At 74.4% G+C, this 12125-nt stretch carries 14 protein-coding genes; 2 read left to right on the top strand and 12 right to left on the bottom strand.

Annotation, left to right across the window (positions count from 1 at the left end; all coding sequences use genetic code 11):
* Positions 1-16 precede the first annotated feature (16 nt).
* Complete coding sequence (locus tag B085_RS0122245; protein WP_018560800.1) at positions 17-214, top strand: hypothetical protein; 198 nt, start codon at positions 17-19, stop codon at positions 212-214.
* Positions 215-395: 181 nt separating this feature from the next.
* Here B085_RS0122245 and B085_RS0122240 read toward each other — a convergent pair whose 3' ends face one another.
* Positions 396-1424 (bottom strand): MsnO8 family LLM class oxidoreductase, encoded by a 1029-nt coding sequence (locus B085_RS0122240; RefSeq protein ID WP_018560799.1) that lies wholly within the window; start codon positions 1422-1424, stop codon positions 396-398.
* A 59-nt stretch (positions 1425-1483) separates the two neighbouring features.
* A complete protein-coding gene (locus tag B085_RS0122235; RefSeq protein ID WP_026251315.1) occupies positions 1484-2062 on the bottom strand; it encodes a dihydrofolate reductase family protein in 579 nt (192 codons plus the stop codon).
* A 139-nt stretch (positions 2063-2201) separates the two neighbouring features.
* Between B085_RS0122235 and B085_RS0122230 the strand changes: the two genes are divergently transcribed.
* Positions 2202-3794 (top strand): DHA2 family efflux MFS transporter permease subunit, encoded by a 1593-nt coding sequence (locus B085_RS0122230; RefSeq protein ID WP_018560797.1) that lies wholly within the window; start codon positions 2202-2204, stop codon positions 3792-3794.
* 50 nt (positions 3795-3844) lie between these two features.
* On the opposite strand, the gene B085_RS0122225 is transcribed toward B085_RS0122230, so the two are convergent.
* The 10 genes from B085_RS0122225 to B085_RS51995 all read right to left on the bottom strand — a co-directional run bounded on the left by B085_RS0122225 (position 3845) and on the right by B085_RS51995 (position 12096).
* Positions 3845-4306 carry a DUF5709 domain-containing protein gene (locus B085_RS0122225; RefSeq protein WP_018560796.1) on the bottom strand — a complete coding sequence of 154 codons (462 nt, stop codon included), beginning with the start codon at positions 4304-4306 and terminating at the stop codon, positions 3845-3847.
* A gap of 240 nt (positions 4307-4546) precedes the next feature.
* Positions 4547-5008 (bottom strand): hypothetical protein, encoded by a 462-nt coding sequence (locus tag B085_RS43395; protein ID WP_018560795.1) that lies wholly within the window; start codon positions 5006-5008, stop codon positions 4547-4549.
* Between the two features lie 276 nt (positions 5009-5284).
* A complete protein-coding gene (locus tag B085_RS0122215; protein ID WP_018560794.1) occupies positions 5285-5656 on the bottom strand; it encodes a low affinity iron permease family protein in 372 nt (123 codons plus the stop codon).
* 96 nt (positions 5657-5752) lie between these two features.
* Entirely contained in the window at positions 5753-6742 is a 990-nt protein-coding gene (gene hypE / locus B085_RS0122210; protein ID WP_078620015.1) for a hydrogenase expression/formation protein HypE, read from the bottom strand.
* Positions 6743-6821: 79 nt separating this feature from the next.
* On the bottom strand, positions 6822-7946 hold the full coding sequence (hypD, locus tag B085_RS0122205) for a hydrogenase formation protein HypD (protein ID WP_018560792.1): 1125 nt from the start codon (positions 7944-7946) through the stop codon (positions 6822-6824).
* Entirely contained in the window at positions 7943-8239 is a 297-nt protein-coding gene (locus B085_RS0122200) for a HypC/HybG/HupF family hydrogenase formation chaperone (protein ID WP_018560791.1), read from the bottom strand. The genes hypD and B085_RS0122200 overlap by 4 nt, the downstream gene beginning before the upstream one ends.
* Positions 8239-10614, bottom strand: coding sequence for a carbamoyltransferase HypF (gene hypF / locus B085_RS43390; RefSeq protein ID WP_018560790.1), 2376 nt, complete (start codon positions 10612-10614; stop codon positions 8239-8241). The genes B085_RS0122200 and hypF overlap by 1 nt, the downstream gene beginning before the upstream one ends.
* Positions 10614-11405: a hydrogenase nickel incorporation protein HypB gene (gene hypB, locus B085_RS0122190; protein WP_018560789.1), complete on the bottom strand. Its 792-nt coding sequence runs from the start codon at positions 11403-11405 to the stop codon at positions 10614-10616. The genes hypF and hypB overlap by 1 nt, the downstream gene beginning before the upstream one ends.
* Positions 11406-11410: 5 nt before the next feature.
* The gene (locus B085_RS0122185) at positions 11411-11809 is read right to left on the bottom strand and encodes a hydrogenase maturation nickel metallochaperone HypA (RefSeq protein WP_018560788.1); all 399 of its coding nucleotides are present in this window, start codon (positions 11807-11809) and stop codon (positions 11411-11413) included.
* Positions 11810-11991: 182 nt separating this feature from the next.
* Positions 11992-12096: a DUF6893 family small protein gene (locus B085_RS51995; protein ID WP_018560787.1), complete on the bottom strand. Its 105-nt coding sequence runs from the start codon at positions 12094-12096 to the stop codon at positions 11992-11994.
* Positions 12097-12125: the final 29 nt, after the last annotated feature.

Genomic DNA, 12125 nt, shown 5'->3' with positions numbered 1-12125 from the left:
GAGAAAGGCGGGAACAATGGCCCAGCGCTCAGGAACGCTGCTCGTCCCCGTGCCCGGCCTGTCCGGCACGCTGTACCCGGTCGGCACGCGCGTGGCCATCAGCGGTCTGGGCTCCTCCGTGGACGCCTTCGTGGACGGCGACTGGCTGCCGCTGTCGTGGTGGGAGTTCGCCGAGGGCCGCAACGACGACGTGTACGAGGGCCCCGCGGTCTGACGTCCACACCGGGCACACCCGGCCGGGGCCGGGCGCGAGTTGACGGCACCGCCGTGACAGGGCCGTCACGGGGGACGTCATGTTCGGCCAGGACCGCTCCCCGGACGGCGAGTTCAGGGACCCGGCGCCCAACCCGCCGCCGTGGCGGGGCGGGTCGCCTCGGAGCGCGCCAGTCGGAGCCTCAGCCCGCCGACACGGCCCGTGTGCCCAGTTCCGCGAGCCGCGCCAGGCGGCGGTGCGAGTCCAGCAGCGCCGACCGGTCGTAGCCGGCCGTGGTGACCAGCACCTCGTCCGCCGCGGTGCGGGCCACCAGGCCCGACAGCGCGGCCGCCACCTCGTCCCCGGTGCCGTGGACGCCGTTCGACAGCGCCCCCTCGAACACCTCGCGCTCGCGTGCCGTCATCTGCCCGGCCGGCACCTCGTCCGGCGGCGCCAGGGGCGGGAACTCGCCCCGCGTACGCGAGCGCGCCAGCGACCAGGCCTCGGAGACCAGCAGCCGCCGGGCGGCCTCCGTCGTCTCGGCGACGGACACGGGGGTCGACACCACGACGTACGGACGCGGCGCCCACGCCGTCGGCCGGAACGCCGCGCGGTAGCCGTCGATCGCCTCCCGCATGCGCTCCTCGCCCCGCACCGCGGCGATCACCAGCGGCAGTCCGAACGCCGCCGCCGTGGCCGCCCCCGCCCCTGTGGCCAGCACGAACGCCGGGACGCGCATCCCCTCCGGCGGCCGCGGGTGCACCGCGCCGGGGCCCGCCGTGCCGGTGAAGTAGCCGAGCAGTTCGGTCAGCAGCTCCTCGAAGTCCCCGGCGGCGCGGGCATCGCGTCCCAGCGCCCGGCGCACTCCGTCCGTGAAGCCCACCGACCGGCCCAGCCCCATGTCGATCCGCCCGGGGAACAGCGACTCCAGCACCCCGAACTGCTCCGCCACCACCAGCGGCCGGTGGTTGGGCAGCATGACCCCGCCCGTGCCCACCCGGATCCGGGACGTGGCCGCGGCGACCGCCGCCGCCAGCACCGCGGGCGCGGACCCCGCCACACCCGGCACCCCATGGTGCTCCGACACCCAGAAGCGGTGGTAGCCCAGCTCCTCGGCGTGCCGCGCCAGCCACACCGTGTCCCGGAGTGCCTGCGCGGGCTCCGCGCCCTCGCGTACGGGCGAGCGGTCGAGGATCGAGAACGGAATCGGGGGCAGCTGCGGTGCGATCACCTCTGTTGCAACGCCCGCCGCGGCACGTGATTCCCGCGCCGCGGCGCCGCGGAGGCCGCTCAGTCCTCCCGGCGGGCGTACGTCACGATCAGCACGCCGCTCTTGTGTGTGCGCACCTCGGTCACGTCGTACGCCTGCGGGGCGAAACCGCCCGCGAACAGCGGCACACCGGCGCCGGCGACCACGGGGTTGATCTTGACCACCAGCTCGTCGATCTCCGTGCGCAGCGAGCCCGCCAGGCGGCCGCCCCCGCACAGCCAGACGCCCGCCCCGTCCTGTCGCTTGAGCTCGCGCACGAACTCCAGCGGGTCGCCCGGGACCAGTTCCACCTCGGGGTCCGGCTTCGCGGCCATGCTCCCCGACACCACGTACTGCCGCAGGTGCGGATACGGGCTGGTCACCCCGAACGGCACCCCCACCTCGTAGGTGGCCCGGCCCATCAGCACCGTGTCGAACCGCCGGTTCGGCGCGTCGGCGATGCCCAGCGGGCCACGGGCCTGGACCGGGAGGGTCTCCGGGTACTTCGCGAGTACGGTCTCCATGTGGTCGCCCACGGCCGCGAGGAAGTCGTACTCACCCTCCGGACCGGCCACGAAACCGTCGATCGTCGACGCCACGAAATACGTCAGCCTGCGCATGCTTCCCCCCTGGTCCGCGATGATCGTCAACCGGGGCCAAGCTAGTGTGCGGACGCGGCCCACCGCCACGCGATACCCCGGCCGCGGGGGTAGATTCGGTGACGACCCGCGGGGACCACGGGGAATGGCGGAGGGTGCGATGACGGAAGCCGCGAGCACGACGGACCGGGCCGGGACGCTCACACTGGGCGGGGCGAGCGGGCGCTGGGTCCTCGCGGCGGTGGTACTGGGCTCGGGCATGACGCTCCTCGACGGCACCGTTGTGAACGTCGCCCTGCCGACGATCGGCAAGGACCTCGGGGCCACGCTCGCCGGCCTCCAGTGGACGATCAACGCCTACACCCTCACCCTCGCCGCGCTCATCCTGCTGGGCGGCTCGCTCGGCGACCGCTTCGGGCGCCGCAAGCTGTTCATGATCGGCACGGTGTGGTTCGCGCTGGCCTCCCTGCTGTGCGGCATCGCGCCGAGCATCGAGATGCTGATCGGCGCCCGCGCCCTGCAGGGTGTCGGCGGTGCCCTGCTGACCCCCGGTTCGCTGGCCCTGATCCAGGCGTCCTTCGCCTCCCGGGACCGGGCCCGCGCGATCGGCGTGTGGTCGGGCCTGGGCGGCATCGCGGGGGCGCTGGGGCCGCTGCTCGGCGGCTGGCTGGTCGACGCCGTCAGCTGGCGCTGGGTGTTCTTCATCAACCTCCCGCTGGCGGCCCTGGTCATCGTGGTCGCCGCCCGGCACGTCCCGGAGAGCCGCGGCGAGAGCGTCAGCGGCGGCTTCGACGTCGCGGGCGCCGTGCTCGGCGCGGTCGGGCTCGCCGGGGTCACCTACGCCCTGATCGCCGCCGGGGGAAGCCACCCGGACATCACCGCCGTCTGCGTCTCCGGCGTGGTGGGCCTGGCCGCGTTCGCCGGGTTCGTGGTGACCGAGCGGCGCAGCCCGCACCCGATGCTCCCGCCGAGGCTCTTCGCGAACCGCCAGTTCACCGCCGCGAACCTGGTCACCTTCGCGGTCTACGCGGCACTCGGCGGCCTGTTCTTCTTCCTGGTGCTGGAGCTGCAGACCGAGGCCGGCTACTCCCCGCTGGCCTCCGGGACGGCGCTGCTGCCGATCACGGTGATCATGCTGGCCCTGTCCGAGCGCGCGGGCCGCCTCGCCGAGCGCATCGGGCCGCGCATCCCCATGACGGTGGGCCCGGCGATCTCCGCCGTCGGCCTGCTGCTGATGACGCGGATCGGCGCGGACGCGTCCTACGTCGCCGACGTCCTGCCCGCGGTGTGCGTCTTCGCGCTGGGCCTGGCAGCCACCGTCGCCCCCCTCACCGCGACCGTCCTCGGCGCCGCCGACATACGGCTCGCGGGTACCGCGTCCGGAGTGAACAACGCGGTGGCGCGGGCGGCGGGCCTGCTCGCGGTGGCGGCCCTGCCGCTGATGGCCGGCCTCTCCGGCGACGACTACGAGGACCCGGCCGCCTTCGGCCACGGCTTCCGCGTCGCCGTCGTGATCTGCGCCGGGATGCTGGTGGTGGGCTCGCTGCTGGCCTGGTTCGGCATCCGCTCGGACGTCCTGCGGGAGACCCCCGAGGAACCGGTGAAGCCGGTCCCGCCGTGCAAGCACTACTGCGCCATCGGCGCCCCGCCCCTGCAATGCGGTGTGCGGCCCCCGACGGGAGAGGCGGGAGAGGCGGGAAAGGCGGCGGGCGGCGGGCCCGGCATGCGCAAGGACGCTCCCCCCGGCGCGTGAACCGTGTGGTGGGCCGCGGGCCCCGGCCGGCTCGGCCGGTCCGGCCCGGGTCAGTACTCCTCGGACTCCGGTACGAGATGCATCGCGGCCTCCTCGGCCGAGGCGGCCGCCCCGTCGATGCCGATGTCCTGGGCGACCATGCCCTCGGTGTCGTAGTGCGCCCCCTCGTCGGGGGCGACCAGCCGCCCGGCGCGCGGTCCGCCGACCTCGCCGTCGATCAGCTCCCCGTCGGTGTCCCACGCGTCCCCGATGCCGTCCCCGTCGGGGATCGGCAGGTCCGGGAGCTCCTCGGCCAGGCGTTCGTCGAGCGTCTCGCCCCGCAGGCGGCCCGCCGCCGTGGTGGCGGGCTTGTTCACCGCCCAGGGCCGCTCCGGCGGTGAGTAGCCCTCGTCGAGTATCTGGTCGACACCGTGGTAGTCGAGGGTGTCCTCGGGCTCCAGCAGCCCGGCGTCGTCCTGGACCTCTGAACCGTCCGGCTGGTAGACCTCGTCACCCATCTCGTTCTCTCGCATGTCCGTCTCCTCGCTCACGCGCCGCCACCGCTTCGGCGCCGCCTTGCGGGCCGCGCGCCCCCTCTTCCCTCCACACTCTTCCGTCCGGACGCCGATCGCCACCCGGAAGCGTGAACAGGGCCGGCGCGGGAGCGTCCCCCGCAACCCCGCCCGGGGTCCCGTGCCCCGCCGCCCCGGCCGCGCCACCGTCGTGCTCGGCGGCGGCCGGGGCGGCGGTCCGAAGACCCGGGGCTCCGGGGGTCAGCGTCCGGAGGACCGGCGGCCGACGGGACCGAAGTCGTCGTCGCACTCCAGACCCGGGAACCCGCGGTCCAGACCCGAGAACCCGCGGTCCAGGCCGGAGAACCCGTGCGCGGGCCCCCGGACGACCCGGAAGGACGCGGTGGTCTGGGTACGCGGGGGGCACCGCACCGTCACGGTGTACCAGCCGGGCCGGGTGTGCTTCGGCACCCGGAAGGTGCCCGCGAGCAGGCCGCTCCTGCCCAGGGGCAGCAGGTTGACCTGGCCGCCGGCTTCGGACTGGCCCTTGGAGTAGTTGGCGTCGGGACAGGCCGTGGTCGTGACGGTCAGCCGCATTCCGGGAACGGCGTAGTAGGGGGTGACCCAGGCATCGGAGATGTCGCTGGCAGAGGCATTGGGAACAGTGAGACCGATGACGGCCGCGGCCATGGCGACGCCGCCAAGAACGCGAGTGGTGGGCATGAGGCAGCCTCCAGGTGAACGGGCGGGTAAGAGCGGTCCCGGCGCGGTCCGCTCCACGCGGAGCAAAACAGCACCCAGGGGGGCCTGCCACCCGGGGAACCTGCGCACGGCGCCGCAGTCGGCCGTCAGGGGCCGTGCCCTCGGTATGTCGCCGCAGGTCAGGAGGCATGCACCCGGTCCTCCGAGAAGAATGCCGGGTTTGCCCGCAAACAGGTGACGTCGCGACAGATGCCGCGCTGCCAAACAGCTTTGACGTATCGTCAGAAGTCGGGGCGGTCATGCGTCCTCGTGGAGCCCGATCACGCCGCGCAGCGCGTCCCGTGCCTCGTGCGAGCTGCCGCCCTGCTCAAGGAGCGCGGCGGCGATGGCGTCCAGCTTTCGCTGGACGGCGTGCTCGGCGCGGCGCTCGGCGTTCTTGAGCAGGGCGAGCAGCAGCAGCGTGACCGCGGTCATCAGATCCGCCGCGAACAACTGCCACTTCAGGGGCAGCCCGAGGGCGTGGGCGACGAGGAAGCCGGCCACCAGGAGCAGGCAGACGCAGTAGAAGAGCGGCGACGCCGTGAAGTTGGACGCCGCCTCGGCGAGCCGCTCGAACCGGCCCCGTCCGGTCTCGTCCTCGGTCCGCTCGGCGGGATGCCGGAACGCCACATCGTCCTCCTGGGTGCTCCTCGACGATGCGCCCGTGCGGCGCGCACGGGGCTCCGGCCGGCCCGCGTTCGGCGGACCGGCCGGAGCCCCGGACGGTCAGCAGATGCGCGGCAGTTGCTCACCCAGCGGCAGATCGACCACCCGCGTCCCGCCCAGCCCCGTTCGGGCGACGACCATGCCCGCGTGGTCCGGCACGCACTCGCCGATGACGGCCGCGCCCGCGCCCAGCGGATGCGCGCGCATCGCGGCCAGCACCTCCTCGGCGACCGCGCGGGGCACGAAGGCGACGAGCCTGCCCTCGTTGGCGACGTACATCGGGTCCAGGCCCAGCACCGCGCAGGCGTTGGCCACCGCGGGCGGCACGGGCACCGCCCGCTCCTGCAGGACGACACCGACGCCCGAGGCGGCCGCGATCTCGTTGAGGGCGGCCGCCAGACCACCGCGTGTGGGGTCCCGGAGCACGTGCACGTCCGTGGTGACGCGCAGCACCGCCTCGACCAGCCCGCCGAGCGCCGCCGTGTCGCTCTCGATCTCGACCCCGAACTCCAGGCCCTCGCGCACGCTCATCACGGCGACCCCGTGCGCCCCGATCGCCCCGCTGACGATGACCACGTCGTCCGGCGCGGCGCGCTGCGGACGGATGTCGACACCGTCGGGGATCAGCCCGATGCCCGCCGTGTTGACGTACAGCCCGTCTCCGTGGCCCGCCTCGACGACCTTGGTGTCGCCGGTGACGACCTCCACCCCCGCGGCGCGCGCGGCCGCGCCGAGCGCCTCCGCGACCCGGGCCACCAGCGACATCTCCACGCCCTCCTCCAGGATGAAGCCGCAGGAGAGGTAGGCCGGCGTCGCCCCGCTCATCGCCAGGTCGTTGACGGTGCCGTTGACGGCGAGGTCGCCGATGCTGCCGCCGGGGAAGAACAGCGGCCGCACCACGTAGGAGTCGGTGGAGAACGCCAGCCGGGCGCCGCCCAGTGTCACGGTCGCGGAGTCGGCGAGCCCGGACAGCACCTCGCCGCCGAAGGCGGGGGCGAAGACGTACCGGACGAGTTCCGCGGACAGCGCGCCCCCGCCGCCGTGGCCCATCACCACCCGCGGCTGGTCGCGCAGCGGCGCCGGACAGGTCCAGCCGGAGAAGTCCGGGGCGGCCAGGGATTGTGCGATGTCAGCCAACGGGGCTCGCCTCCAGGGGTGCGCTGGTGCCGCCGAGCCGGCGGTAGAGGTAGTACGCGGCGCAGGCCCCCTCGCTGGAGACCATCGTGGCGCCGAGCGGGGTGCGGGGCGTGCAGACACCGCCGAACGCCTCGCACTCGTGCGGCTTGATCAGGCCCTGCAGCACCTCGCCGCTGCGGCACTCCGCCGGCTCCCGCGTGGCGATGCCGGTGACGGAGAACCGGTGCTCGGCGTCGTACTCCCGGTAGCGCTCGGACAGCCGCCAGCCGCTGTCGGGGATGACGCCGATCCCGCGCCAGGCCCGGTCGGTGACCTCGAAGACGTCAGCGAGCATCGCCCTGGCAGCGGGGTTGCCCTCCGGGCGGACGGCGCGCGGATAGGCGTTCTCCACCCGGTACTCGCCGTGTTCCAGCTGGCGGACCGCGCGGCGCACGCCCTCCAGGATGTCCAGCGGTTCGAAGCCGGTGACGACGATCGGCACGCCGAAGCCGTCCGCCAGCTCCGGGTACTCCTCCGTCCCCATCACGCTGCACACATGACCGGCCGCCAGGAACCCCTGCACGCGGCAGTCCGTCGAGCGCATGATGGCCTCGATGGCCGGGGGGACGCGGACGTGGGACACCAGCAGGCTGAAGTTGGCGATGCCGAGCTTCCGCGCCTGGTACACCGTCATCGCGTTGGGCGGGGCGGTGGTCTCGAAGCCGATGCCGAAGAAGACGACCTCGCGGTCGGGGTTCTCCCGCGCGATCCGCAGCGCGTCCAGCGGGGAGTAGACGACGCGCACGTCACCGCCCTCGCCGCGGACGCCGAACAGGTCGCGTCCGGTGCCGGGGACGCGCAGCATGTCGCCGAAGGAGCAGAAGATCACCCCGGGGCGGGAGGCGATCTCCAGCGCCTTGTCGATGACCTCCAGCGGGGTCACGCAGACCGGGCAGCCGGGCCCGTGGATGAGTTCCACCTCCTTCGGCAGGAGCTGGTCGATGCCGTGCCGGATGATGGTGTGGGTCTGGCCGCCGCACACCTCCATCAGCGCCCAGGGCCTGGTCACCGTCGCGTGGATGTCGTCCAGCAGTCGCCGGGCCAGCTCCGGGTCCTGGAACTCGTCGATGTACTTCACCGCTCCGCCTCCGCCGTCGTTCCCGCCTCGGCGGCCGCCTGCTGCCAGGGGTCGCCGAACTCCTCCTCCAGCAGCCCGAGGTTCCCGAAGAGGGCGAGCGTCTGCCGCGCGGACTCCTCGTCGAGCCGTTGCAGCGCGAAACCGACGTGGACGATGGCGTACTCGCCGACCTGCAGGTCGGGCAGGTACTCCAGGCACACGTCCTTCACCACGCCGCCGAAGTCGACGACCGCCATCTTGGTGCCGTCTCGTTCCTCGATCTCCAGCACCTTGCCGGGTACCGCCAGGCACATCAGCTGTCTCCTCGCTGTGGGTGGGGGGTCGGGGGGCCGCCGCGCGCGGCGACGACGAGCTGGCCGAGCGCCAGGCCCCCGTCGTTGGGCGGTACCAGCCGGTGGCGCAACACCGTGAACCCGTCCGCGCGCAGGTCCCGCGCGCACGCGGAGGACAGCAGCGCGTTGGCGAAGACACCGCCGGTGAGCGCCACCGCCGTGATCCCGTCGCTCTCCCGTACGGCGGCGCACACCCGCCGGACGAGCTCGGCCACCGCCCGGTGGAAGCGTCCGGCGATCACCCCGGTGGGCACCCCCGCGTCCAGGTCGGCGACGACGGCCGCCAGCACCGGGCCCGGATCGCAGGCGGTCGCCCCGCCGGCGCCGCCGCCGGGGCGCAGCGCGAAGGAGTAGCCCCCGGCGGGCAGGCCGCCCGCCGCCACGGCCGAGGCCTCCAGTTCGACGGCGGCCTGCGCCTCGTACCCCGCCCGGTGGCACACCCCGGACAGCGAGGCGACGGCGTCGAAGAGCCGGCCCATGCTGGAGGTCGGGACGCAGTGCAGCCCGCGCTCCAACTGGACTGCCAGAACCGCCCGTTCGTCCTCGGGGCAGGCGTCCGTGCACGGCAGGCCGGGCGCCCACGGGAGGCCGGCCGCCCGCAGATGCGCCAGCGCCATTCGGTAGGGGCGGCGCACAGCCGCGTCCCCGCCGGGCAGCGGCACGTACGCCAGGTGCGCGGACCGCCGGAAGCCGTCGTAGCCGGCGAGCAGGAACTCACCGCCCCACACCGCGCCGTCGTCGCCGTGGCCCGTGCCGTCGAAGGCGACGCCGAGCACCGGGCTCGTGCCGTCCAGCCCCGCCTCGGCCATCGCCGCCGCGACGTGCGCGTGATGGTGCTGCACCCGCCGCAGCGGCCGGTCGCCCGCCTCGCGCCGGGCCCATCCCACCGAGCGGTAGCCGGGGTGCCGGTCCGCGGCGAGCAGCGCGGGCCTGACCCCGGTGATCTCCTCCAACTGCCGCTCGGCGCCGGTGAAGGCCGTCAGCGTCGCCAGGTCGTCCATGTCGCCGACGTGGGCCGAGAGCCAGGCGTGCCGGCCCTCTCCCACGCAGAAGGTGTTCTTCAGGTCGCCGCCCACGGCGAGCGCCGGGACCACGGGCACCGGCAGCGGCACGGGGAAGGGCGCGTAGCCGCGTGAGCGCCGCACGGGCAGTTCCTCGCCGTCGCAGATCCGCACCACCGAGTCGTCGCACGGCACATGGATGGGCCGGTCGTGCGTCAGCCAGGCGTCGGCCAGTCCCGCCAGCCGTTCCAGCGCCTGTTCGTCGTCGGTGACGATGGGCTCCCCGCCCAGATTGCCGCTGGTCATCACCAGCAGCCGGGGCCCTGGCGGGTCGCCCGGCAGCCCCAGCAGCAGATGGTGGAGGGGCGTGTACGGCAGCATGACCCCGAGATCGGCCACCCGCGGCGCCACGGCCTCAGCGACCTCGCACGCCTCGGGACGCCGCCGCAGCAGGACGATCGGCCGGCGGTTGCCGGTCAGCAACCCCCGCTCCTCCGGCCCGACATGGGCCAGCCCTTCGATGTCCGCGAGATCCCGCGCCATCAAGGCGAAGGGCTTGTCGCCGCGGTTTTTGCGGGCCCGCAGCAGCCGCACGCTCTCCTCGTTGCCCGCGTCGCAGGCCAGGTGGTAGCCGCCCAGGCCCTTCACCGCGACGACCGCGCCCGCCGCCAGCAACCGCCGCGCCTGCGCGACCGGTTCGCCCTCCTGCCCCGCCGGGTCCCCGCCCGGCAGGACCAGCCGCAGCCGGGGACCGCAGTCGTGGCAGGAGACCGGCTGCGCGTGGAAGCGGCGGTCGGCGGGATCCTCGTACTCGGCCCGGCACTTCACGCACATCGGGAAGCGTGCCATCGTGGTGTTGGGACGGTCGTACGGCAGGCCGGTGACGATCGTGAAGCGCGGCCCGCAGTGCGTGCACGTGATGAACGGGTGCCGGTGGCGGCGGTCGCCGGGGTCGCGCAACTCGGCCAGGCACGCCTCGCAGGTGGCGGTGTCGGGGGAGACGAGGGTGCGGGAGGCCCCGTCGCCGGGGCGGGAGGGGCTGATCGTGAAGTCCGTGCCGCCCGCGAGGGGTACGGGGCGGTGGGACACCGACTGCACCACCGCGAGCGGGGGCGCTTCCGCACCGATCCGGTCGCAGAAGGCCGCGACGGCGCCGGGGGCGCCCTCGACCTCGGCGACCACCCCGTCCCCGGTGTTGCCGACGTGGCCCGCGAGTCCCAGTTCACGGGCGAGGCCGAACACGAACGGCCGGAAGCCGACCCCCTGCACGACCCCCCGGACCAGCACCCGGCGGCGCTGCGCGGTCCGGGCCGCGGGCCCCGGCTGACCCGGCATCAGTGCGTGTGGTCCACGGAGCGGGTGTGCCCGGCGACGTCCTCGTGCGGGTGCTCGTGGGCGCGCCCGTGGTCGTGCCCGTGCGTGTGGCCGTGCTGGACCGCGGTGCGCGCCATCACCGGACGGTGCACCGCGGCCCCGGCGTGCACGGCCAGCGCCCGCTCCAGCAGCACGCCCGCGCCGTCCCCGTCCCGCGCGGAGGTACGGACGACCTCCACACCCGGGTTGACCTGCGCCACGGCCGCGAGGAAGGCCGGCTCGTCGAAGCCGACCGCCCCGGCGATGTCGTACTTCGTCACGAGCACCAGGTGCGCCAGCCCGAAGGCCGTCGGGTACTTCAGCGGCTTGTCCTCGCCCTCGGTGACCGAGGCGAGCACGACGCGCAGCGACTCACCGAGGTCGTACGAGGCGGGGCAGACCAGGTTGCCGACGTTCTCCACGAACAGCAGGTGCGTGCCCTCGGGGAGCCAGGTGTCGACGTGCGACCGGACCATCGCCGACTCCAGGTGGCACAGCCCGTCGGTGAGCACCTGCCGGACCGGGGCGCCGGAGCGGGCCAGCCGGGTCGCGTCGTTCTCGGTGGCGAGGTCGGCGGTGAGCGCCGCCACCGGCACTCCGCGCAGCCGGGCCAGCCCGAGTTCGGACTCCAGCAGAGCGGTCTTGCCGCTGCCCGGGCTCGACAGCAGGTTCACCATGACGGTGCCGCGCGCGGAGAGCTCCTCCCGCAGCTCCTGCGCGCCGCGGTCGTTCCTGGCCAGCACGGACTGCCGCAGATCGGTCACTTTGCACATGGCTCTCAGCGCTCCTCGGGGAGTGTGGCGACCGGACGGCGCTGCTCGGCCCACCGCACCTCGGTGATCCGCAGCTCACGGCCCGCCAGCAGCTCCGTCGCCGCGCCGTCGCAGCCGGGACAGCTCAGCCGCGGGGGCATGCCGGTGGGCCAGTCCCGCGCGCAGCGTGCGCAGCGGGCCCGGCCGGGTACGGTCTCGGTGGTGAGGGCCGCGCCCTCCAGGACGGTGCCGGCGCAGGCGAGGTCGAAGCTGAAGGCGAGGGCGTCCGCCACGACACCGGCGAGTTCGCCGACCTCCAGGTGGACGGACTGCGCGGAGGGCGCCGTGCCCGTACCGTCCGCGAGCCGGGCGGCGGCCTCCTCGACCTGCTCCACCACCGCCACTGCGATGGACATCTCGTGCATCGTCTCTTCTCCGGTGTGCGGGTGCCGGCCGGGCCCCGGCTTCCGGTGGGCCGGGTGGGCCCCGGCGGGCCGGGTGGGCCGGTGGGCGGCGCCGGCGGCTCACGCGGCTCCATTGAAGGCCCGGCGCCGGGTGCACCCGGCCCGCCACGCCGCCCGTCCGGCGACGGCCTACCCGTTCGGGCTCACATGGACCGGATGTGCATGTAGCGCTTCACGTCGGGCAGGACGCGGGAGATGGCGAGGACGGCCACGGCCGCGCCCACCGCGCTCAGGGCGATCTTCCACATGGCGGGGTACTCCTTTCTGCTCGTTGCCG

Source organism: Streptomyces sp. BoleA5, from assembly GCF_000373665.1.
Lineage (GTDB): Bacteria > Actinomycetota > Actinomycetes > Streptomycetales > Streptomycetaceae > Actinacidiphila.
This window is presented reverse-complemented; position numbering and strand designations above follow the sequence as displayed.